This window comes from Leucobacter viscericola (genome assembly GCF_011299575.1).
In the GTDB taxonomy this organism is placed as follows: domain Bacteria; phylum Actinomycetota; class Actinomycetes; order Actinomycetales; family Microbacteriaceae; genus Leucobacter; species Leucobacter viscericola.
Genome location: NZ_CP049863.1, coordinates 3,425,469 through 3,449,255 on the forward strand (window position 1 = coordinate 3,425,469; position 23,787 = coordinate 3,449,255).

8 protein-coding genes are annotated in these 23,787 nt (G+C 62.9%); all 8 read left to right on the forward strand.

The annotated features are described in order from the left end of the window. Positions 1-168: 168 nt before the first annotated feature. The 8 genes from guaB1 (at position 169) to G7068_RS15045 (ending at position 23,742) form a co-directional block, all read left to right on the forward strand. On the forward strand, positions 169-1,650 hold the full coding sequence (guaB1, locus tag G7068_RS15010) for a GMP reductase (RefSeq protein WP_166292703.1): 1,482 nt from the start codon (positions 169-171) through the stop codon (positions 1,648-1,650). Positions 1,651-1,704: 54 nt separating this feature from the next. Beyond that, positions 1,705-3,129: a threonine synthase gene (thrC, locus tag G7068_RS15015; protein ID WP_166292704.1), complete on the forward strand. Its 1,425-nt coding sequence runs from the start codon at positions 1,705-1,707 to the stop codon at positions 3,127-3,129. Between the two features lie 9 nt (positions 3,130-3,138). Then, positions 3,139-4,308, forward strand: a complete 1,170-nt coding sequence (locus G7068_RS15020; protein ID WP_244304549.1) for an AI-2E family transporter — start codon at positions 3,139-3,141, stop codon at positions 4,306-4,308. A 103-nt stretch (positions 4,309-4,411) separates the two neighbouring features. Next, on the forward strand, positions 4,412-5,782 hold the full coding sequence (locus tag G7068_RS15025; protein ID WP_166292705.1) for a hypothetical protein: 1,371 nt from the start codon (positions 4,412-4,414) through the stop codon (positions 5,780-5,782). 185 nt (positions 5,783-5,967) lie between these two features. Then, a complete protein-coding gene (locus G7068_RS15030; RefSeq protein ID WP_166292706.1) occupies positions 5,968-13,476 on the forward strand; it encodes a beta strand repeat-containing protein in 7,509 nt (2,502 codons plus the stop codon). Beyond that, on the forward strand, positions 13,473-21,530 hold the full coding sequence (locus G7068_RS15035) for an invasin domain 3-containing protein (RefSeq protein ID WP_166292707.1): 8,058 nt from the start codon (positions 13,473-13,475) through the stop codon (positions 21,528-21,530). The genes G7068_RS15030 and G7068_RS15035 overlap by 4 nt, the downstream gene beginning before the upstream one ends. Before the next feature lie 21 nt (positions 21,531-21,551). Further along, positions 21,552-22,175 carry an ABC transporter ATP-binding protein gene (locus G7068_RS15040; protein WP_166292708.1) on the forward strand — a complete coding sequence of 208 codons (624 nt, stop codon included), beginning with the start codon at positions 21,552-21,554 and terminating at the stop codon, positions 22,173-22,175. Then, positions 22,168-23,742 carry a hypothetical protein gene (locus G7068_RS15045; protein WP_166292709.1) on the forward strand — a complete coding sequence of 525 codons (1,575 nt, stop codon included), beginning with the start codon at positions 22,168-22,170 and terminating at the stop codon, positions 23,740-23,742. The genes G7068_RS15040 and G7068_RS15045 overlap by 8 nt, the downstream gene beginning before the upstream one ends. The last annotated feature ends 45 nt before the right edge of the window (positions 23,743-23,787 follow it).

A 23,787-nucleotide genomic window follows, 5' to 3' on the forward strand; every position in this document is an offset into this window, starting at 1 on the left:
CCGTTCAGAGTAAATTGGCTGCACTGAGTGACGCATTGCCCCCAGCATTATTCCATTGTACAGAGCGCCGAGGCTGCTACCATTTGCCGCCTTCGCCGGGGTCTCACCTCGGTCGCCATCGCGCTACCGAGAGAGCCTTACTCGTTGCTCTCGCGGTAGCGTAGAGGCATGGATTTTATTGGGGCCATGCCCACCGTTGACCTCACCTACTCCGATGTTTTTCTCGTACCGCGGCGTTCCGAGGTGCGCAGCCGACTTGATGTCACCCTTTCGCCCGGTGACGGCACGAGCGCAACGCTGCCTCTCGTCGCCTCGAACATGAACTCGGTAACGGGACCCCGACTCGCGGCCGTACTCGCTCGACGCGGTGGAATCGCTGTTCTGCCGCAGGACATGGCGATTGACGAGATGGAACGCGCGATCCGCTGGGTGAAGGATCAACCGGTCGCTTTTGACACCCCGCTTGTGCTCGCGTCAACCGCGACAGCGGCCGACGCCCTGCGCCTCATTCCGCGCGCCGAGGGGCAAAGCGTGGTGGTAGCGGATCAACCGGTGCCAGGAGAAAAGCTTGATGCGCGGGCGGTGAAGGGTGTGCTCTCAGCGAGCCGTCTCGCCTCGGTGCCCGATGACGCCCGGCTCGGAGACCTGCTGCACGGTGCGCCGGCACTGATCGAAGCCACAGAGCTGACGGATTCTCGCGCCGCCTTCGACCTTGTAGTAGCGGCCACAAACGACGACGCCGACGCTGCCGAGTCTGTGTGTGTCGTCGAAAACGGCGTCCTTGTCGGGGTGCTTTCACGTCGCTCTGCACTGCGGCGCACCATTTACGCCCCGGCGCTCGACTCTGACGGACGCCTGATCGTGGCGGCCGCCGTCGGTATCAACGGCGACGCGGCCGCAAAGGCGCGCGCGCTCGCGGCAGCCGGTGCGAACGCTCTGGTCGTTGACACAGCGCACGGCCACCAGGGTGGAATGTTGCGCGCACTCGCTGCCGTGGCCGACCTCTCGCTCGGGCTGCCGATTGTTGCGGGCAATATTGTGACGGCTGATGGGGTTCGGGATCTGGTTGCCGCGGGTGCGTCGATTCTCAAGGTGGGGGTTGGGCCCGGTGCGATGTGCACCACTCGCATGATGACCGCCGTTGGCCGCCCGCAGTTCTCTGCGGTGCTCGAAACCGCGCAGGCCGCCCGAGAGCTCGGAGCACACGTGTGGGCTGACGGAGGAGTGCGGTACCCGCGTGACGTAGCACTTGCGCTTGCTGCGGGGGCTTCCTCAGTGATGATCGGATCCTGGTTTGCGGGCACCGCCGAGTCCCCGGGCGAACTGCGAACCGACGAGAACGGCCGCCAGTTCAAAGAGTCGTGGGGCATGGCCTCCACCAAGGCAGTGCAGGGGCGTTTTGGCGGGCTCGACCCGTACGAGCGGGCACGCAAGGAGCTGTTTGCCGAGGGAATTTCTTCGTCGAAGATTTACCTCGACCCGCAGCGTCCCAGCGTCGAGGACCTCGTAGACATGATTACGTCGGGCCTGCGATCCTCCTTTACGTACGCGGGTGCCGACAGCCTGCAGGAGTTTCACCTGCGCGCCCACGTGGGACTGCAGTCGGCCGCGGGTTACGAAGAAGGTAAGGCGCTGCCCGTGAGTTGGTAGCGCATCCCCGTAGACTGGACCGGCGACCATTCGGCACAAACTCAAGGAGCCAACTTGAAGTACATCTCGACCCGCGGCGGCATGGATGCTGCAACGTACAGCGCGATCCTGCTTGAGGGACTCGCAACAGACGGCGGGCTGGTGGTCCCCGAGACTATGCCGAGGCTCAGCGCCGAAGAGATCGAGCGGTTGCGTGGCCACAATTACGCCGAACTCGCAACCGAGATCTTGGGGCTCTTCGCAACCGACATCCCTCGTGAAGACCTCGCTGAGATGTGCAACGCCACGTACAGCCGCGAGAACTTCGTGAGTGCAGACGTGGTACCGCTGACCGCGATCAGCAGCGAAATCTCGCTCGTTGGGCTCTCCGAGGGCCCGACACTCGCGTTTAAAGACATGGCGATGCAGTTTCTGGGCCAGTCCCTTGAATACGTGCTCGCTCGCAGCAACCGCACGCTGAACATTGTCGGCGCGACCTCCGGTGACACCGGCTCTGCTGCCGAGTATGCGCTCCGCGGCAAGCACGGCATTGCGGTGTTTATGCTCTCGCCGCAGGGCCGCATGAGCGACTTTCAGCGCGCGCAGATGTACTCGCTGCTCGACGACAACATTCACAACGTTGCAGTCGAGGGCGTCTTTGACGACTGCCAGAACCTGATGAAGGCACTCTTTGAAGATCTCGACTTTAAGCGCGCGCACCATCTCGGCGCTGTCAACTCGGTAAACCTTGGGCGCATCAGTGCCCAGGTCGTTTACTACTTCTGGGCCTGGCTGCGCCAGACCGACGGCGTCGCGGAGTCAGAGCGTGCCACCAGCGAGGTGTCGTTTACGATCCCGTCCGGTAACTTCGGCAACATTCTGTCGGGTCACTTTGCGCGTGCGATGGGGCTGCCGATCCGCCGCCTCGTGCTCGCCGCGAACGAAAACAACGTGCTTGACGAGCTCTTCCGCACGGGCATCTACGCGCCGCGCGGAGGCGCTGACACGTTTGCAACCTCGAGCCCCTCGATGGACGTATCGAAGGCCTCAAACCTGGAACGCTTTGTGTATGACCTGCTCGGGCGTGATTCCGACAGGCTGAACGCTGCTTGGCGCGAACTGAGCGAAACCGGGCGCATCGATTTGCGAGCCGAACTGCCGAGGTTCGTCGAGGAGTTTGGCATTCAGAGCGGTACAAGCACCCACGCGGATCGTGTTGCGACGATCAAATCCGTCTTCGAGCAGAGCGGTGTGTTGATTGACCCGCACACCGCCGACGGCGTGAAGGTAGCGCGCGAGCACCTTGAGCCCGGTGTGCCAATGCTCGTTCTCGAGACGGCTAAGCCGGAGAAATTCCCGGAGATCGTATTTGAGGCGACCGGTGAGCGCATTGGGGTTCCCGAACGACTCGAGGGTCTGCTTGAACTCCCGCAGCGCGTCACCAAGATGGCAAACGACGAGGATGAGCTGCGCAAGTTCGTGGCGGAGCACGCCGTGTAGCCTGAGGGCATGACAATGAAGCGAAAGCTGCGGTGGGGGCAACAGCGAGGCAGTACGGCGGAGGCGCTGGCTGCCGAGGCGGAACGTCACCTCGTCGTGTCGGCTGAACCCACCAAGACCCAACGGATCTGGGGCGAGGGCTTCGGGCTGCTCGCGACCCGTGCCCTGCAGATCATCATCGTGCTGGTGCTCACCGGAGCGATCGTGTGGGGAATGCACGCCCTCACAACGGTCGTGATTCCTCTGCTACTGGCCCTCATCTTCGCGAGCACATTCTCGCCGGTGATGCGCTGGCTGCGAGCGCGGGGAGTGGCGGACGCACTCGCGACGGTCATGGTGCTGCTCGGGATCGTGGTGATCCTCGCGGGTATTGCCTGGCTGATTGTGTGGGCGGTGCAAGATCAGTGGGACGACCTGTCTTCGCAGGCCCAGGACGGCTTCGCGCAGGTGCTCGACTGGGTGAAAACGCTGCCGTTTGCGCCCGATTCAGCGCAGATCGCCGACTGGCGTGACTCCGTTGTCGACTTCTTGACGAGCTCGCAGTTCGGCTCGGGTGCTCTCGCTGGCGTCGGCGCGGTCACGAATTTTGTCACGGGTCTCGTGCTGATGGTCGTTGTGCTGTTCTTCTTCTTGAAAGACGGACCGCGCATCTGGGAGTTCGTACTGCGTCCGTTTAGTGGTGAAGCCTTGGCTCGCGCACGTCGCGCAGGCGACAAAACCGTTTCAACACTCGGCTCGTATGTTCGTGGAACCGCTGCGGTCGCGGCAGTTGACGCGATTGGCATCGGGATCGGCTTGCTTATCTTGCAGGTGCCGCTCGCACTGCCCCTCGCGGTTCTTGTGTTTGTGCTCGCGTTCATACCGCTGGTGGGTGCCACGGTTGCGGGGATCCTCGCCGCACTGGTCGCGCTGGTAGCTAACGGGCCGCTCAGCGCCGTGCTGGTTGTTGGTGTGGTGGTCCTGGTGAATCAACTTGAGGGCAACTTCTTGCAGCCCGTACTCATGGGGCGCACGCTCAAGCTGCACGCACTGGTTATTTTGCTGGCGTTGACGATCGGCACCGTGACCGGCGGCATTCTTGGCGCCGTGCTCGCCGTGCCGATTGCGGCCGTGGCCTGGGGAATTATTCAGGTTTGGGACGGTCCTGGGCTCCCCGCGAAGTGGGCGCGAGCGCGCTAAAAAACTTTTCCCCGCGCGGTGCCCCGTTGCAGTACTGTGAGAAAAACACCGGGCTACTCAGGGAGAAGCGCGGTGCCGACTGCTCTTGGGGAAGGGGCCGGCCATGCGGGAGACACAGTCAGCGGTGGAGCTGCAAGCACGTCTGGAACGAGCTGAACGCGAGAATGAAGAACTGAGAGGGCAGCTCAAGGGCCAGCCCGTCGAGGTCGTCACCAAGCGTTCTTCGAAGAAGCGTGGACGGACGGTGTTTGCGGTCATCTTGATTGTGGTTGGTGCGCTCCTCGCCCCGGTTGCGACGGTCGGTGCCAGGGCGAATACGCTGCTCACCAACACGGACCAGTTCGTTGCGACCTTCGGGCCGCTTGCGAAGGATCCTGCCGTGCAAAAGCTCGTGACCGATGAAACGGTGACACTGATCAAACAGCAGGTCGATATTCCGGCACTGACTGGGTCCCTCATCGACGGGATCGCTGACCTGGGTGCTCCGCCGAGGGCGGTGACCGCCGCAAAGGCGCTGAAGGGCCCGCTGAACGCTGGGCTCTCAAGCCTCATCGATACAACAGTGTCAAACGTTGTCTCTTCTGATGCCTTCGCGAGCACCTGGGACGAGGCATTGCGGCTGACCCACTCTCAGCTCTTGAAGACGCTGCAGGGGGATCAGAATGCCGCCCTCGCGATTGCGGGTGACGGTTCACTGAACCTGCAACTGGCTCCCGTGCTCGCGAGCCTGAAAAAGGCACTCGTGGCGCAGGGCATCGACTTCGCGGCCCAGATCCCGGCCGTGGACATGCAGATTCCTATTGCGAAGGACGTCTCTCTCACATCGGTGCAGCTTTCTTACGGTGCCGCTACCGCGCTGGGACAGTGGCTGCAGTGGGTGTCGATTGGACTCCTTGCACTCGGTGTGGTGGTCGCCCCTCGCCGCCGCCGCGCACTGATGGGTGCGGCAACCGCGCTCGCCATCACCACTGCGCTCCTGCTCATTGGTTTTGCGATCGCTCGCTCGGTGTTGCCCATCGTGACCCCGCTGCCGAATGACGCGGTCGAGGCGGTGTTCTCCGCTGTGACGGATCCCATTGCGCACACGGCGGCAGCCGTCATCACGGTTGCTGTACTTCTTGTTATCGTCGGGTGGTTTACGGGACCCGCTAGCCTGCCAACTCGGCTCCGCGTGATGTTTGGCGCGGGCACCGCAAAGCTGCGGGCGATCGGTGATCGCTACGGAGTTGGCACTGGCGCGTTCGGTGCCTGGTGCGAGCGCTGGCAACGGGCACTGCGAATTTTGGTCGCGGTTGGAGCGGGAGCGCTTGTGCTGCTGGTTCGGCCACTCACCACCGGGCTTGTCGTATGGACGCTGGTTGGGGCGCTCGTGCTGCTGGTGCTCATCGACCTGCTGCGGCGGCCTGAAAAGGCTGCGGACGAGTCCGATACCGAAAATACGGCAGAATCTCCAGTCGAAATGGGTGCTCAGTAATTCTGATTACAAGCGTCTGATTTTACTATCCTTTTCTCGCAAAGTGCGCCAGAATATGACTTAGCTTGGGGAAGCTAAGGATATCTTGGGGAGGACTTCGGTCGATGCGTTTTGAGGCGAAAAAAAGGGCAAAAAGAGGCCTGGAAACCGCGAGACCTGCGCGGTTCTGGGGCGGGCGTCGCGTTGTGGCGGCGCTCACCGCGGTCTTGCTCTCCTTCTCGGGTCTCGGCACGCTGGCGATTCACCAATCGCCACCAGCACAGGCGGAGGCGCTCGACAACGGCTTCAGCCAGACGTTCTACGTCAACGATGCTCGCGACGTCGCAGATGCAAACCCCGGCGACGGTGTGTGCGCGACGAGATTCACGGCGGGCACACCAGCCGCCCCGACATGCACGCTCTACGCCGCCATCCAAGAGGCAAACGCGCGCCCTGCGGGTGAGAGCATTCTGATCGCTCCGGCTCCCCAAATCCGCCTCGTTGACGGCAGCTTTGCAGCCAGCGCCGAGATTGATCTCAACTGGAACACCACCAACAACCCGGCCCCGCAGGTGCCGGAGATGTCGACCAGTATGGTCGCCGATGCTGGCATCAGTGGAGTTATTGACGCCGACTATTACTCCCGGTACTGGGTGAAGCACAACAATGTCACGCTCGATTTTCAGAATCGACTCGGTTGGAAGATCGCGGCGGACTCCGGTTACAACGTGCTGCTCTTCACCGGAAAAGACCAGACGTTTCGAAACTTCACGAAACTGACAAGCGCTGAGGCCGGCATCTACGTCGGCGCAAGCGCCGAGAACTTTTCGCTGCTGAACGGCGCCATTATTAACCCGGCGACGACTCCGGCTCTTCCGTCTAACTACGCGATTGAACGCAGCGTTGTTATTGTCGAGGGCGCAAAAAACACGGTCATTCAAAACATTGCGTTTGAGCGCGCGTACTGGGATGCGGTGTTGCTGGCACCTGCCTCTAACTCCTCACTCGTGATTGATGGTCTTACGATCGACCGCAGTCGATGGGATCAACCCGTCAACGGCGGTGGCTACGATCCTGCCTACAACTATTTCGTGCGGAACTGGAACTCGGCTGTTTCAGGAAACAACATCCTGATCACCAACAACACTGTTCGGGCCTGGGGCGCTGATGGCGGTAACAGTAACGTCATCTCATTTGTGAGCGGCACCTGGAACAACGTCATGATTCGCGGCAATACGTTTACGGCCACCGTCAATCAGAGCGTTAACCCCATCATTTTTAATGGTGTCGGAGCGACGACCGCTACCGTCAGGGACAACACCTTTGTCTATGCTGGCCCGGGAAATCGGGGTAGCAGCGTTGATTACGCCTGGGTGCGCAGCTACGGCAATACCAACGGCATGCAGACGTTTAATAACCGCTTTGTCGGCGGCAACAACACCATGCAGATCGCCAATCAGGCGACAACTCCAGCGTCGACAACCGTGCCGACCTTCCGCAACACGATGACGGGAGTCGCGGGCACTGTCACAGCCGCCAACGAAAACACGCTCGTTACTAACGGCAACATCTACAACAACTCGAACGGACTCATCCGAACGACGTACCCAACGGTTGCCCGGGTCGTCGATACTCCTGCCCAGACCTGCCAAATCGACCTCACGATTGCCCCACCGGGCACCGGAGGAAACGCGATTCCGACCCAGGGAATCTATGTTGACGTGTATCTCGGGCGCACCACCGCGAGCGGCGGTGACAATGTCGGCCTCGAACAATACCTGGGCCGGATCCTCACCATCCAGTCTGGGCTTCCAGCTGTCTACAGCCTGCCCTACACCGGAGCGGGCGCGGGAAACGTAGTTCGCCTGCAGACCACCGAACTCGCTACCGGGCGAACGTCGCAGTACTCCCGAACCGTTGCGGCTACGGGCGCAGACACCTGTGCCCCACAGTCGTGGATCAAACAGGGCGGCTGGTTCAACGAAGCTGGAACCCTCTCTTCGACGCAAGAGGATCCGACCTCGTTCCGCAATGTTCAGTTCGACATCCAAACCTCTGAGCCGCTCGGTACTAACGGCCTTGACGCATCCGACATTGTGTTCTCGGGTACCGCCCCGGGTCAACAGGTCGTTTCTCTCACTCAGGTATCGAGCACCAGCTGGTCGCTCGTTGCTAAGGCCAACGGAACCGGCACGATCGTGCCGGCCGTTGCCGCGGGAGCCATCAACGATGTCGCAGGTAACGCCAACGTCGCTGAATCGAACTCAACCCCCGCGCCGATTAACTTTGCCGGGTTTAGTGATGTATCTCAGTCGCAGGGCATCGAGGGGCCCGATATCGATCACTCGGTGACCTACAACTCTCCGCTGAAAATTACGCAGCCAACGCCGCTCGACCTCTCTGTTGCCGAGCCCGGCAGCACGACGCAGAGCTTCCGCGTAGAAAACCTCACCGCCAACGAGAACGGTCAGGTAGAAAAGGCGCCGTCCGCGACAGTGTTCCTGAACCAGGTGTGGTCTGACTTGGTTCCAGATGCAACGCTGCCAACCCCGGTTCCACCGCAGACGGCGGCGGGTATCGCAAAAGCACTTCCGACTCACCCAAACCTGAGCACAACTCAGCCCACGCTGGACACCATTGACCTGTACGTTGACGTGCCGGTTCAGGCGATTGACAACCTCACGGTCGACGGCACCAGGGGCGCGACGCTCAACCTCGAGGTCACCTCGGACGATCCCGAGTTCGACGGACTGCTTCTGAGCCCCGTTCAGGTCACCGTGACAGACAACGATCAGCCCGTTGCCGATGCATCTGTGCTGGCCGTAACCCAGAATGGCCAGTTGGCAAACGGCGCTGCGCTGAACACGCTCACCGCGAGCGTAAAGAACGGCGACGGCACTCTCGTCAGTAACGCTCCCGTTGTGTTCACTATCCCGACGAACACGGTGTGGGTGGGGCCCGACGGCATCCCGTCTACCCCCGACGACGTGGTTGGAGGCGACGGTGTCACGGCGACCATCGTCACCGCCGCCTCGGGAATTGCAGAGCTCAAGCTGTTCTCGACCCAGGTGGGAACCTACTCGGTTGCTGCCTCGGTGAACGGTGGAGAGCAGATTTCGGGTTCTCCGCAGAACATCAACTTTGTTCGAGTGCCCGTGAACATCGTGTCGCCCGACACCAACTACACGGTGAGCGGCGGCAACGTGGTGGCCGACGGCTCCTCGACGCACACGATTACCGTGAATCTGCGCGATGGCGCCGGTAATCCTGCAACGGGCTGGGAAGGGTCACTCTCGGCGGTCTCAACGCCGTCGGCGGGTGTCACTATTGGTGCCTTTGCGCCGACAGCAACCCCCGGGGAGTACTCCGCGACCGTCACTTCAACGAGCAGCGGGACCAAGTCGATAACGGTCTCGCTCACGGATGATGGCTCCGTTGTTCGGCCCATCAGTCTGCTCGCCGGTGGAAACTCCGACGCCGTGTTTGTTGCTGGCGCACCTGTTCTTACGGACGGCAAGTCTTCGGTGAATATCGACGACAGCAATGATCGTCTCGCCGATGGCATAGCGTTCCACCGCGTAACCGTCGTGCTGGCAGACGCAAACAACAATCCAGTGACCGGAGCCGCCGCCAAGCTGTCGTCGAGCGTCGCAGACAACGGCAACGGTGCGGTTGTGGTGACGACGTTCTCGGAGACCGCGGTGCCCGGCACGTACCAAGCGCTGGTCCGCTCGACGGAAGCCGGATCCCAAGCGCTCACTGTCAGCTATGACGGCACGCTCACCATCGGTACCGTCAACGCCAACTTTGCGGCGGGTGCGGTCGATCTTGGCAACGCGGGAAGTCGCTTCACCGTGTCAAGCGGCGATCAGCCGGTTGGATCGGGCCAACACACGATTACGGTCACACTCGCGGATGCCAACGGCAACCCCGTCTCCAACCAATCGTCGTCGTTGAACTCCGTCATTACGGGTTCTCTCGGTGCCGGCACCGTGTCCGGTTTTGTAGAAACGGCGACCCCCGGAACCTACACCGCGACGGTCACCTCAACGATCTCGGGCAGTAAGACAGTCGCCGTGCGGCTGGGTGTTGCCGCCGTCACGCTGAGCGGCAACGGCGCGGCCGTCTTTGTCGCTGGAGATGTCGATCTCGGCAACTCCTCCTCCCGTTTCAACGTGTCCGGCGGCGACGTATCTGTTGACGACGGCGAACACGGTGTCACGGTCAAGCTCGCAGACGAGTTTGGCAACCCGGTGAGCGGGCGAGCTGCTGACCTGAACGCAACCACCAGCGACGACCTCGGCAGCGGTTCGATCGCGGCGTTTGAAGAAACCGGACCGGCTGGCACCTACGTGGCAAAGATAACCTCCACGGTTTCGGGCAACAAGACGATCGCGGCCACGTTGGACGGTGCCCCCATTACTCTCGACGATAACGACGTCGCGTCGTTTGTCGCCGGGGGAGTCGACACAGACAACATTGGTACGCGGTATTACGTATCGAGCGGTGACGAGACGGTTGGCACAGGATCTCACACCGTCACCGTGACACTCGCTGATGCAAACGGGAACCCCGTGTCGAACGAGGCAGACGGCATCCTGTCAACAACACTCAACGATCTGGGAACGGGATCGATCTCAAGCTTCACGGAGACGAGCACTCCGGGTACCTACACGGCGACGGTCACCTCGACCATTGCCGGTGGCAAGGCCGTCACAACCGTATTTGGTGCTGCCAGACTGACGGTGCTGCTTGACGGGAACGATACCGCCACGTTTGTTCCGGCGGCCGTTGATCTCGACAACGGACTGAGCGGATACTTTGTGTCGCCGGGCTCGCAGCCCGTTGGCACCGGCCAGCACACGGTCACCATCAGGCTCGTCGACGGTCTCGACAACCCGGTCGCGGGCAAAGCCTCGCAGCTGAGCGTGTTGACAGGTGACCCGCTTGGCGCGGGTGAGGTGTCCGCGGTCACCGAAACTGCGGTGCCGGGCACCTACCAGGCCACGGTGACCTCGACCGTTGCCGGGGCAAAGAACTTTTTGGTCGGCCTCGACGGCGAGCTGGTGAACCTGACGGGCAACGGCACAGCCACGTTTGCTGCCGGTGGGGTCGATCTCGGTAACCCAGCCAGCACCTACTCGGTTTCGAGCGGAGACGTTTCGGTGTCGGGTGGGTCACACTCGATCACGGTTTCGCTCGCGGATGCATTCGGAAACCCGGTGGCTGCCCAGGCTGCGCTGCTCGACGCGATCACCCCAGACAACCTGGGTAGTGGGTCGATTAGTGCTTTCGTTGCGACCGGCCCGGGAACTTACTCGGCAACGGTAACCTCGTCGGCCTCGGGTGACAAGAACATCAGCGTCTCGCTCAATAGCAGCGCCGTAACACTCAGCGGCAACGGTATTGCCCGATTTATTTCGGGCGGTGTTGATCCGAATAACGACGGTACGCGCTACAGCGTGTCCACCGGCAACCAAGCTGTTGGCAGCGGATCCCACACGATCACCGTGACGCTCGCTGACGCCGACGGCAACCCCGTTCCCGGTCAGGCGTCTGGTCTTGCGGGCAGTACCGCGGCTGGATTGGGCTCGGGGTCAATCTCCGGCTTTACCGAGAGCGGCACAACACCGGGAACGTACACTGCAACCATCACGTCAACGCTGTCGGGCGCGAAGGCCGTGACCGTTCAGTTTGGTGCGGGCAACCTGCTGGTTGATGGTAACGGCTCGGCACTGTTTGTGGCGGGCAGTGTGGACCCCGGCAATGCGGGCACCGGATACAGCGTCTCAGGGGGACAGGTTTCCGTTGCGGGAGGCTCGCACTCCGTTACCGTGACCCTGGCCGATGAGTTCGGCAACGCCGTTACGGGCCAGGGCTTCCTGCTGAACGCGACAAGCGGCGGGCCACTCGGGTCAGGTGTTATCACCGCGTTTACCGAGACCTCAACTCCTGGAACGTATGCGGCCACCATCACCTCGTCGAACGCGGGCGTGAAACCGATTAGCGCGACCTGGGACGGCAACGACCTCACCCTGCGGGGTAACGGCACGGCAGCCTTTATTGCGGGTGGCGTTGACACCGGAAACGCGGGAACGCGGTATGCGGTGTCCTCGGGAAGTCAGCCCGTTGGTACGGGAATGCACACCGTAACGGTGACCCTGGCCGATGCGGACGGCAACCCGGTTCCGGGCCAGGCCGCCGGGTTGAATGCAAACACCACGGGTGACCTTGGCACGGGCAGCATTTCCGCCTTTGTGGAGTCGGGAACCCCGGGAACCTACCTCGCCCAGGTGACCTCTTCGGTCTCGGGTGGAAAGACCATTACGGCAACATTCGGCGGTTCCGCGATAACAACCGAGTCGAATAACGTCGCCTCGTTTGCCGCGGGAGGCGTCGACCTGACAAACCCCGGAACTGGTTTCTCGGTGAGTACCGGAAACGCGTCGGTTGACGGTGGCTCACACACCGTAACCGTGACGCTGGCCGACGAGTTTGGCAACCCGATTGATGGCCAGGCTGCTGGCCTCGAGGCTGCAAGCACCGAGAGCCTTGGCACGGGCTTCGTGAGCGGGTTCGTTCAAACCGCAACGCCAGGCAGATATTCTGCAACGATCACCTCGAGTGTTTCTGGCGCGAAACAGATCTCTGCGACGCTCCTCGGTTCACCTCTCGTGGCGCTCGGCAACGACCAGGCCACGTTTGTTGCTGGAGCTGTAGACACGAGCAACGACGCGACTCGTTACTCCGTATCGACGGGAACGCAGACCGTCGGAACGGGCGAGCACACGGTCACGGTGACGCTCGTTGATGACCTTGATAATCCGGTGTCTGGGCAGGACGACGTTCTTGTCGCCTCGACAAACGATGATCTTGGCGATGGAGAGATTGGCGTATTCACTGAGACCTCGACACCCGGAACCTACACGGCTCCGGTTACGTCGACGGTAGCGGGCAGCAAAGCGATTACCGTCATGGTGGACGGCGCTGCCGTCACCCTTGAGGGCAATGGCGCCGCTGAGTTTGTCGCGGGATCGCCTGACCTGACAAATAGCGCAACCTCGTATGCCGTTTCGACGGGAACGCAGACGGTTGTCACAGGCCAGCACACCGTCACGATCACCCTCGTCGATGAGTTCGGCAACCCTGTTCCAGGGTTTGCCGCCCAGGTTGTGCCGACCACAACCGATGATCTCGGTACCGGCGAGATTTCGCAGGTCACTGAGACCTCGACCCCCGGAACCTACACGGCCACCGTGACCTCTTCCGTCGCTGGCGACAAGAACATTGCGGTAGAGGCAGGATCACAAGCCGTCACCCTTGACGGGAACGGCGTCGCGTCGTTCGTTGCCGGCGCGGTCGATCCGGGCAACGACGCCACCGGTTTTGTGGTCACGACCGGGCAGCAGCCCGTCAGCACCGGAACACACACTGTGACCGTCACGCTCGCGGATGCCCATGGTAACCCCGTCTCGGGCCAGGCAGGATCCCTGGTCGCCTCAACCGCGGACGGCTTGGGCGCAGGCTCCGTGTCTGACTTCACCGAGACCTCAACCCCGGAACCTACACCGCGACGGTCACCTCGACGCTGTCGGGTGGTAAAACTATTTCGGTCACGCAGGGAGGAGCCGGGCTCACTTCGCGCGGTAACGGCGTCGCCCTGTTTGCCGCTGGTGCCGTCGATCCCGCAAACTCCGGCACAAGCTTCTCCGTGACGAGCGGTTCACAAACTGTGGGAACCGGTGAGCACACCGTGACGGTGCTGCTTGCGGACACGTTTGGTAACCCCGTGCAGGGTCAGGCCGCAGCGTTGCAGGCGGCCACCGCCGATGGGCTCGGCAGCGGCGCAGTCGGCGCGTTCACCGAGAGTGGCACTCCGGGCACCTACACGGCCCCGGTCACATCGACACTCGCCGGTGCAAAGACCGTGACCGCCAGCTTCAACAGCACCGCGATCCAGGCCGGTGGCAACGCGGTGGCGACGTTTACTGCCGCCGGGGTTGACCTCGCAAATGCTGGATCGGGCTACTCCGTGACCGGCGGCCAAGTATCCGTGGCAGGGGGATCGCACACGGTCACCGTGACGCTGGCCGACGCCTTCGGAAACCCCGTGCCTGGGCAGGCAGCGGGGCTCGCAGCCTCCACCACGGACGGGATTGGCTCGGGTCAAATCACCGCCTTCTCGGAGTCTGGCACCGTCGCCGGAACCTACACCGCCACGATTACATCGAGTGTGGCGGGCGACAAGACCATCGCCGTTGTGCTGGGCAGTGACGCCGTAAGCGCCGACGGCAACACGATCGCCAGCTTCGTCGCGGGTGGTGTTGATCCTGACAACTCGGCAACCCGCTACTCGGTCTCGACCGGCGACGAGGTCGTGAGTACCGGTCAACACACGGTGACCGTTACCCTTGCCGACGCCGACGGCAACCCCGTGACCGGCCAGGCCGGAGGGCTTGAGGCTTTGACAGCTGACGACCTTGGCTCGGGATCCATCTCGCCGTTTACCGAAACCGCAACGGCTGGAACCTACACGGCAACCGTTACCTCCACCATCTCGGGCGCTAAGGCCATCGACGTTACCTTTGGTGGCACCGCGTTGACCGCCGACGGAAACGCCGCAGCCTCGTTTGTGGCGGGTGGGGTGAGCCTCGGCAACCCGGGCACCGCCTACTCCGTAACGAGCGGTGCGCAAACCGTGGGCACTGGCTCACACACCGTCACGGTGACACTCGCGGATGCGTTTGGTAACCCCGTGGGTGGCCAGAGTTCGCTGCTGCTTCCCGCGACGACCGCGAGCCTCGGCGGCGGCACGCTGACCGGCTTCGTTGAAACCGGTACAGCGGGAACCTACACCGCGACCGTGACCTCGACGCTGAGCGGCACGAAGCCCGTCACCGTTGAGTTTGACGGTTCACCTGTTGTTCCCTCTGGCAACAGTCTGGCCCTCTTTGCGGCTGCGGGCGTCGACCTCGAGGCGAGCGGAAGCGGTTTTGTCGTTTCAACGGGAGACGCCTCGATCGAGGGCGGCTCGCACTCGGTGACTGTGACGCTCCAGGACGAATTTGGTAACCCGGTCACTGGTCTCGCCGCAGACCTGAGCGCTACGACCCCGCAGAACCTGGGCAGCGGATCGATCAGTGATTTTGTCGAGACGGGTACAACCGGCGTTTACACCGCCTCAGTCACTTCAAGCATCGCCGGGTCCAAGACAGTTGCCGTCACCTACTCGGGCCAGGCCGTGACCGCAACCGGAAACACGGAAGCGGTGTTTATCGCGGGTGGTGTTGACACCTCGAACGACGGCACGCGTTACTCGGTGTCCGTGGGAGACGAGCCGGTCGGCAGCGGGGAACACACCGTGACCGTCAGGCTCGCCGATTCCGAGGGTAACCCGGTGCCCGACCAAGCGGGCGGGCTATCTGCGAGCAGTTCGGCCGGCCTCGGCAGCGGTGAAATCTCGGCGTTCACCGAAACCGCGACCGCTGGCACCTACACGGCCACCATCACCTCGACCGTTGCTGGTGTGAAGGCCATCACTGTGGCCTTCGGTGCGAACCAGATTTTGGTCGATGGCAACGACTCAGCCGCATTCGTAGCGGGCGGAGTGGATCTCACCAACTCGGCAACCAGGTTCACCGTCAGCAGCGGTGACGTGTCCGTTGACGGGGGAAGCCACAACGTCACGGTTGTGCTGGCCGATGAGTTTGGAAACGCGGTCTCCGGCGAAGCAGCAGGGTTGCTCGCCACCACGGCCGATGCCCTCGGCGGCGGCGGCATCACGACGTTTACTGAGACCGCAGTGCCCGGCACCTACACCGCGTCCATAACGTCCACTGTCGCTGGCAGCAAAACCATCGCGGTTACTCTCGGTGCAGACTCGATCCTGGCGTCGGGCAATTACATCGCCCGTTTCATTGCCGGTGGTGTGGACACCGGTAACGCGGGCACCACGTATTCGGTTTCTGGTGGGCAACAGGCGGTGGGAACCGGTACCCATACGATCACCGTGACACTGGCGGATGCTCAGGGCAACCCGGTTTCTGCGCAGGCTGCAGGGATCAACGCCAGCACCGCTGATGATCTCGGTGATGGCAGCATTTCGAGCTTCACGGAAACGGGTGTCGCCGGTACCTACACGGCCTCGGTCACCTCGACGGTGTCTGGGCCAAAGGCGATCACCGTGCTCTACGGCGCCAACCCGATCACTCTCGCGGGCAATGACACGGCGCTCTTCGTGCCGGGGGCAATCGACTTCACGAACGCCAGCACGAACTACACCGTGTCAACCGGCACCAAGCCCGTCGGTACGGGCGAACACACGGTGACCGTGATGCTCGCCGACGAGTTTGGTAACCCGGTTTCGGGGCAGCAGGCCGCCATTGTGCCAGCGACCGCTGACGCGCTCGGCACGGGGGAGTTCTCGGCATTCGCTGAGACCGCAACCGCCGGAACCTACGAGGCCACGGTGACCTCCACCGTTTCCGGTTCGAAGGCCATCACCGTGTCGGTCGGGGCGAACAGCGTGTCTCTCAACGGCAACGGTGCGGCGGTGTTTGTTTCGGGTGGTGTCGACCTAGAAAACAGCGCGACCAATTATGTGGTCACCACCGGTGACGTCTCGGTTGACGGTGGTTCGCACACCGTTACGGTTACTCTCGCCGACGAGTTCAACAACCCGGTCACAGGGCAGAGTGTCGACCTGTTGGCCAGTACCGTTGCCGATCTCGGGTCGGGCACCATCACGGGCTTCATCGAAACGGCAACCCCCGGCACCTACCGGGCGACCATAACCTCGAGCCTCGCCGGGACCAAAGAGATCACCGTCTCGCTGGGCGGCGATGCGGTATCGGCATCGGGCAACACCGCAGCATCCTTTGTCGCGGGTGGGGTCGACGTTGGGAACGATGGCACTCGGTACAGCGTTTCGTCGGGCAACCAAACGGTGAGCACGGGTGAGCACACCGTCACCGCTACCCTCTCTGACGCGGAAGGCAATCCTGTTTCCGGCCAAGCCGTGGGGCTCTCGGCCAGCACCGCCGCAGACCTCGGAGCGGGTGAGATCACCGCTTTCAGTGAAACCGCGACGGCGGGCACCTACCAGGCCACGATCACCTCGACGGTGTCGGGCTCGAAACCCATTACGGTCACCTACGGTGGCTCAGGCGTCATCGCGAGCGGCAACACCAGCGCCGTGTTTGTGGCGGGTGAGGTTGACCTGAGTAACGGTGCCACCAACTACACCGTCTCCACGGGAGATCAACCGGTGGGCACCGGCCAGCACAGCGTCACCGCCACGCTCCGTGACGCGTTCGGCAACCCTGTGACGGGCCAGGCGGACAACCTCGTGGCAGACAGCGCACAGAGCCTCGGTGCGGGATCGATCTCGTCCTTTGTCGAGACCTCGGACGGCGTGTACGAGGCCACCCTGACCTCCACCGTCTCAGGAAACAAAACCCTCACCGTTGCGCTCGGAGCAAACGAAGTGACGCTCAGCGGAAACGGTGTGGCGAGTTTCGTCGCCGGAGCCGTTGACCTCGGCAACTCAAGCACTGTCTACTCGGTCAGCACCGGGGCTCAGCAGGTTGGTACCGGTGCTCACACCATCACCGTGACTCTGCTCGACGAGTTTGGCAACGGGGTGCCCGCCCAGCAGGCCCTCCTGAACGCAACAACGTCGGCGGTGATTGGCACGGGATCCTTCTCTGCCTTCACTCCCACTGCGACACCGGGCACTTACACGGCAGCCGTGAGCTCGAGTGTCTCGGGCAGCAAACCGATCGACGTCAGCTTTGACGGAGACCCGGTTCAGGCGTCGGGCAACACCAATGCCCTCTTCGCCGCCGGGGGAGTGGATCCTGCCAACCCGGCGAGCTACTACGGGGTGTCGACAGGCAACGAGACCGTTGCAACCGGCTCTCACACGGTTGCCGTGGCGCTTGCCGATGCACTCGGCAACCCGGTTCCGGGGCAAGCCACGCAGCTCGAGGCGGCAACCTCCGGTGACCTTGGCGCCGGTGTGCTCACCGGGTTCGTCGAAACGGCGACGGCGGGTATCTACGAGGCAACCGTTACCTCGACGGTGTCCGGTAGTAAGCCGATCACCGTAACCTACAACTCGACGCCCATCACGCTGACCGGAAACGGCTCCGCATCGTTTGTTGCGGGTGATGTAGATCTTGCAAACCCCGGCAGCCAGTACTCCGTGAGCGGCGGCAACGCCTCTGTCGATGGCGGCTCACACCTCGTCACCATCAGGCTCGTGGATTCCTTCGCGAACCCGGTGCCGGGCAAGGCAGCCGACCTTGTCGCCTCAACCGCTGCGAACTTGGGCTCGGGATCCATTACCGCTGTCACCGAGTCGCTCACAACACCCGGAACCTATGAGGCAACCGTCACCTCAACGAATGCCGGCGGTAAACCGATCACGGTGAGTTTGAGTGGCGACGCCGTCACGCTGGCCGGGAACGGCACGGCGCAGTTCATCGCGGGCGGCCCAGACACGGGCAACCCGGGCACGGTCTTCGGGGTCTCAACGGGTCCGCAGACCGTTGGTACCGGATCGCACACGGTGAGCGTGACACTCAACGACTCCGCGGGTAACCCCGTCTCGGGGGAGGCAGCGGGACTCACTGCGAGCACGTCCGACAATCTCGGAACCGGCACGATTTCAACCTTCACTGAAACCGGCACGCCGGGGCTGTACGAGGCAACGGTCACCTCCACGGTGAGCGGTAGTAAATCGATCACGGTGAACTATGGTGCGTCTGCAATCACGGCGCAGGGCAACACGGTCGCGCTGTTTGTGGCAGCCGCGGTCGATCCTGACAACGCTGGCACGGCATACAGTGTGACAACGGGCAACCAGCAGGTCGGCACCGGCCAGCACACCGTCACCGTGACACTTGCCGACGCCTTCGGCAACCGGGTGTCAGGGCAGAGCGCGCTCCTGAGCGCAGCGACAACGGGCAGCCTCGGCTCGGGTAGCATCGGCGACTTTGTTGAAACGGGAACGACGGGTGTGTACCTGGCTCCGGTCACCTCCACGCTCTCGGGCAGCAAACCCGTCACCGCGAGCTTTAACAGCCTGCCCGTCACGCTGAGCGGAAACGGCGACGCCGTGTTTGTCGCCGGCGGAGTGGACGTTGGCAACGCCGCGACCTCGTACACGGTGTCGTCGGGTGACGCATCAGTTGACGGTGGCTCGCACACCATCACCATCACGCTCGCCGATGCGTTCGGCAACCCCGTACCGGGTATGTCCTCGCGGCTCTCCGTGGTGACCGCCGCGAATCTGGGCGCCGGGTCAGTCTCAGGCGTCACCGAGCAGGCGACCCCGGGAACCTACCAGGCCACGGTCACGTCCACGCTCTCGGGCAACAAGAACATGGCCGCGCTGTTCGACTCGGCATCCCTCTCGCTGAGCGGCAACGGTGTTGCCAGGTTCGTTCCCGGGGGAGTCGATACCGGCAACCCCGGCACCACATTCTCAGTGAGCACCGGCGACCAGCTTGTTGGCACGGGACAGCACACGATTACGGTCACGCTTGCTGACAGTTCGGGTAACCCGGTGGGATCGCAGGCCGCTGGCCTGAACGCCACTTCGGTCTCAGACCTTGGTTCGGGATCGATCACGGCGTTCACTGAGACCGGAACAATTGGCACATACTCGGCAACCGTCACCTCAACAAAGGCCGGTGGCAAAGATATTGCGGTGACCTACGGCGCAAACAGTGTCACGCTGAGCGGTAACGGAACCGCCAACTTTGTGGCGACCACGGTCGATCCGGGCAACCCGGCCACCTCGTACACGGTCTCAACCGGAGACCAGGTTGCGGGCACGGGATCGCACACGATCCTGGTGTCACTCGCTGATGGCTTCGGAAACCCGGTGTCGGGCGAGGCCGCTGCGCTCTCAGGTACGTCGAACGAGAGCCTTGGCTCAGGATCGGTCACCGGTTTCACCGAAACCGGTGTTCCTGGAACCTACAGTGCAACGGTTACCTCAACGGTCAGCGGTGCAAAAACCTTCGTGGTGCTCTACGGCGCCTCGCAGCTGAACGCCGCCGGCAACAGCGCGGCAGTCTTTGTCGCGGCCGACGTTGACCTTGGAAACGCGGCAAGCAACTTCTCCGTGTCTGGTGGTGACGCCTCAACGAGCGGCGGCTCGCACCGTATTACGGTGCAGCTCGCCGACCAGTTTGGTAACCCCGTTGGTGGACAGGCAGGATCCCTTGCCGCTGATACGAGCGACAACATTGGTGGTGGAAGCATCTCCGGCTTCGCGGAGACGGCAACCGCAGGCACCTACGAGGCCACCATCACCTCAACCGTGATCGGCAATAAAACGGTGACGGTCACGCTGGGAGGCGATCCGGTCACGCTCGACGGCAACGACGTAGCCCGCTTTGTTGCTGGAGGTGTCGACCCGGGGCACGAAAACACGCTGTTTACCGTCACCTCGGGCGACCAGGTGGTGGGATCAGGCCAGCACACCGTCACGGTGCAGCTCGCGGATTCCCAGGGCAACCCCGTATCGGGGCAGGCCGCGGGCATCTCGGCCAGCAGCTCGGCCGCACTTGGCTCAGGATCGATCTCAAGCTTCGTTGAGACCTCGACGCCCGGAACATACACCGCGACGCTCACGTCTTCGGTCTCGGGCAAAAAGACGGTATCTGTGAGCTTCGGCGCTTTGACACTCAACCCCAGCGGAAACGTTGTCGCAAGCTTCATCCCGGCCGACATTGACCTCGGCAATGCGCAGACGCGCTTTACTGTCAGTCAGGGTGACAAAACCGTCGGAAGCGGGCGCCACACCGTATCCGTGACGCTCGCCGACAGCTTTGGTAACCCCGTGCCGGGTGCCGACAGTGGAGCCCTCGCGGCGACCACCAGCGCCTCGCTGGGCGCTGGTGCGATAGGCGCATTCGCTGAGAGCTCCACCCCGGGAACCTATACGGCCCAGGTGTCATCCACGCTCGCGGGTGGTAAACCGATCTCGGTCACGTTCAACGACGAAACCGTCTCGGCTCGTGGCAACAACGTCGCCCGCTTTGTGGCGGCGGCACCTGATCTCACAAAAACGGTCATCACCGCGACTCCGCGGGCCGTGGCGAATGGGCGCGATACGAGCACCGTCACGGTGAAGCTCTTCGACGAGTTTGGAAACCCCGCAGACGTTGATGTGCCAGTGACCCTCACCTCAACTCTCGGTACCGTCACTGCCCCGCGTCATGAAGGTGGCGGCGTATACACAGCCACGGTTTCTTCGACCAAGGCGGGAATCGCGACGGTCTCCGTTTCAATTCGTGGAGCACTGGCCAATGTAACCGCAGAGATTGAGTTCACGCCGCAGGCCGCGAACCAGATCTGGATGGAGCTGCAGAGTGAACGCCTGCGGCAGGGCGACACCCAGTTTGCCTACGGACACAGGTTTGTGCCCGGGGAGAAGGTGACTGGCCTGCTCGAGTCTGAGCCGATGAGCCTGGGCACGGCGGTCGCTGATGCCGGCGGCAACGTTGAGTTTGAGGTCTGGATACCCAACGACTTTGAGGTTGGCAAGCACACAATTACCCTCACCGGTGAGACGAGCGGCAGCGTTCAGGCGACCTTTATTGTCGACGCGAAGTACCGGCCGCTGACGAACACCGGAGGCGACCTGGGTCTTCCCATCGCGCTGACGCTGCTGTTTGTGGTGGCGGGATCGGCATTCTGGATCGTGGCGGCGAAACGTCGCCGGAAGTCGGCGGAGTCAAATGAACTAGAGTGATCTCACGACCAGGAGGAACGATTGGTAGACGACAGCGCCGTACTTGTTGCGGATCAGGTTGCCGTATCAATCGACGGGTTCTCGCTCCTGTCGCCGACCTCGCTCTCGCTTGAACCCGGAGCGTGCGTTGCTCTGCGCGGTGCCAATGGCGCCGGCAAAACGACGCTGCTCAGGGTACTCGCGGGCAGGCAGCGTGCCACCGCCGGGTCGGTAACGCTCGCGGGCGCTCCGCTCGACGAGCGGCGCGCAGATCAGCGCGCCGCGCTCGCCGCGCTGATCGAACCGCCGACTCTGTACCCAGATCTCACGCTGCGGGATCAGCTTGCGCTCATTTCTGCTGCCTGGGGCGAGGGCGATCCCGAGCAGGCACTCAGCCGATTTGGCATCGAAGAACTGCACGAACGTTTTCCCCACGAGCTTTCAAGCGGTCAGCGGCAGTTGGTTTCTCTCGCGGTAACGTTTGCGCGCCCGTGCTCGGTGCTGCTTCTTGATGAGCCCGAGCAGCGGCTCGATCCTGACCGGCGAAAATTGGTCGCCGCGGCGATCCTCGAGGCGCGAGATCGGGGCGTCGCGGTCGCGTTCGCCACACACGATCAGACGCTGGCGGAGCGGGTTGCTCAAGCGGAGCTGGCTATTGGTGGCTAGCGCGCGAGCGGATCGGCCGCAACTTCGTGAGGTGCGCCGAGTGCTGCGGGGTCGTCAGAGCCGCGCAAACGCGGGTGAGGTCTCGTATCGGCTGTACATGGCCGTGATGGTTGTGATCGTGGTTGTGGCGCCCGTGGCGCGAATTGGTGTGCTCGGGTTTGCTGAAACCTACGCTGGCGGAGACCCGGCCGTGGTCGCTGCCTGCACAGCCGCTGTTACGGCGCTGCTCGTTCTTGCGGGTGCGCAGGGTGGGCCAGCGTACGCTCCGCTCGCACCGCTCGATCTTCTGTTTACGACCGCTATTCCGAGAGCCAGGCTGTTCGCGCGACCGGTCACTCGGGGCTTGATCGTTGGCGCCGTGGTGGGAATGCTGATCAGTGGGTTGATTGTTGTGGCGCGTGCAATTCGCGACGACATGACTGGTGAGCTGGCGGTTGCATCGCTGCTGATGGGAGCCGCCATTGGAACGCTGGCAGCCCTTGGCATGCTCGTGGGCCAGCTCGGGCGCGGGATCCGATGGCTTCTTGCGGCGGCGCTCTTGCTGTTGGCCGCTGCCCAACTGCTCGGGGGATTCCGCCTCGATCCCTGGTCGCTGGCTGCCTCGACCGTGCTTTCTGAGGCGAGCGCTTCAGCTGGGGGCGCTGGATCCCTGTTTGCCTCAGGTGCAGTGCTGCTGTGTGCGCTGCTGCTGATGGGCATTGCACCGCGGATCGCGGCGCTCATGCGGTGGGAAGCGCTTCGTGAGCAGGCGGCCCGCTGGGACGTGATTCTTGTGTCTGCGGGCACGGGCGATCCCAAAGCTGCTCTCGACCGCTTAGGGGCTCCCGTTCGTGTCGGGCGACGGTGGCACCTTCGGGTATCTCGCGGACTGACGCTCGCGATCCTGCGCCGCGATCTGCTCGGGATGCTGCGCACACCCGCCCGCAGCCTGCTTGGTCTGGTCGGGGTGGTGCTGGCGCTGGGCCTGTGGCTGAGTGCGCTCGGGATCAACCGCGGGTTTCTCGCGGAAGCTGACCCGGTGCGAGCGGGGTTGCTCGGTGGGCTCGCACTACTCATCACTTCTGTTGCACTGCAACCGTGGTGCAGGGGCCTCGCCGCTGCCGCGGAGGGGGTCGGTTCGTCGCCGTTGCTGCCGGTGTCGCCGCAGGGGCTTCTCGCTCGGCATCTGGTGGCTCCTTTCGCGCTCGCGGGTCTTATTGTCGTTCTGGGAGCTGTCGTGTGTGCGTCGTCGGGGATTCTTACGGGTGCGGTGACGCTCGGAGTTGCCTGCTCGAGCGTTGTGCTTGTGTGCTGTGCGCTCGCGCTGAGGACGCTCGCTGCACTGAAGGGCTCGATTCCGCTGCGATTGCTCGCGCCGATTCCGACACCGATGGGGGACGCTTCGGGCATCAACGTTGCGCTGTGGATGATTGACGGTCCCGTGCTAGCAGTGCTGATTGGCGCGCTGCTCGGATTGCTCTGGGCTGCAGGCTTGGCGAGCAGCATCATGATGATCTGGGCGGCGGCCATTTCGGTCGTTGTGATCGCTGCGATTCTGCTCTGGGCTCGGGGCCGCTTGAGTGGCTAAGTTCCGCATGATTTCGGGAAGACTCGCCGCGCGAACAGGCTGACT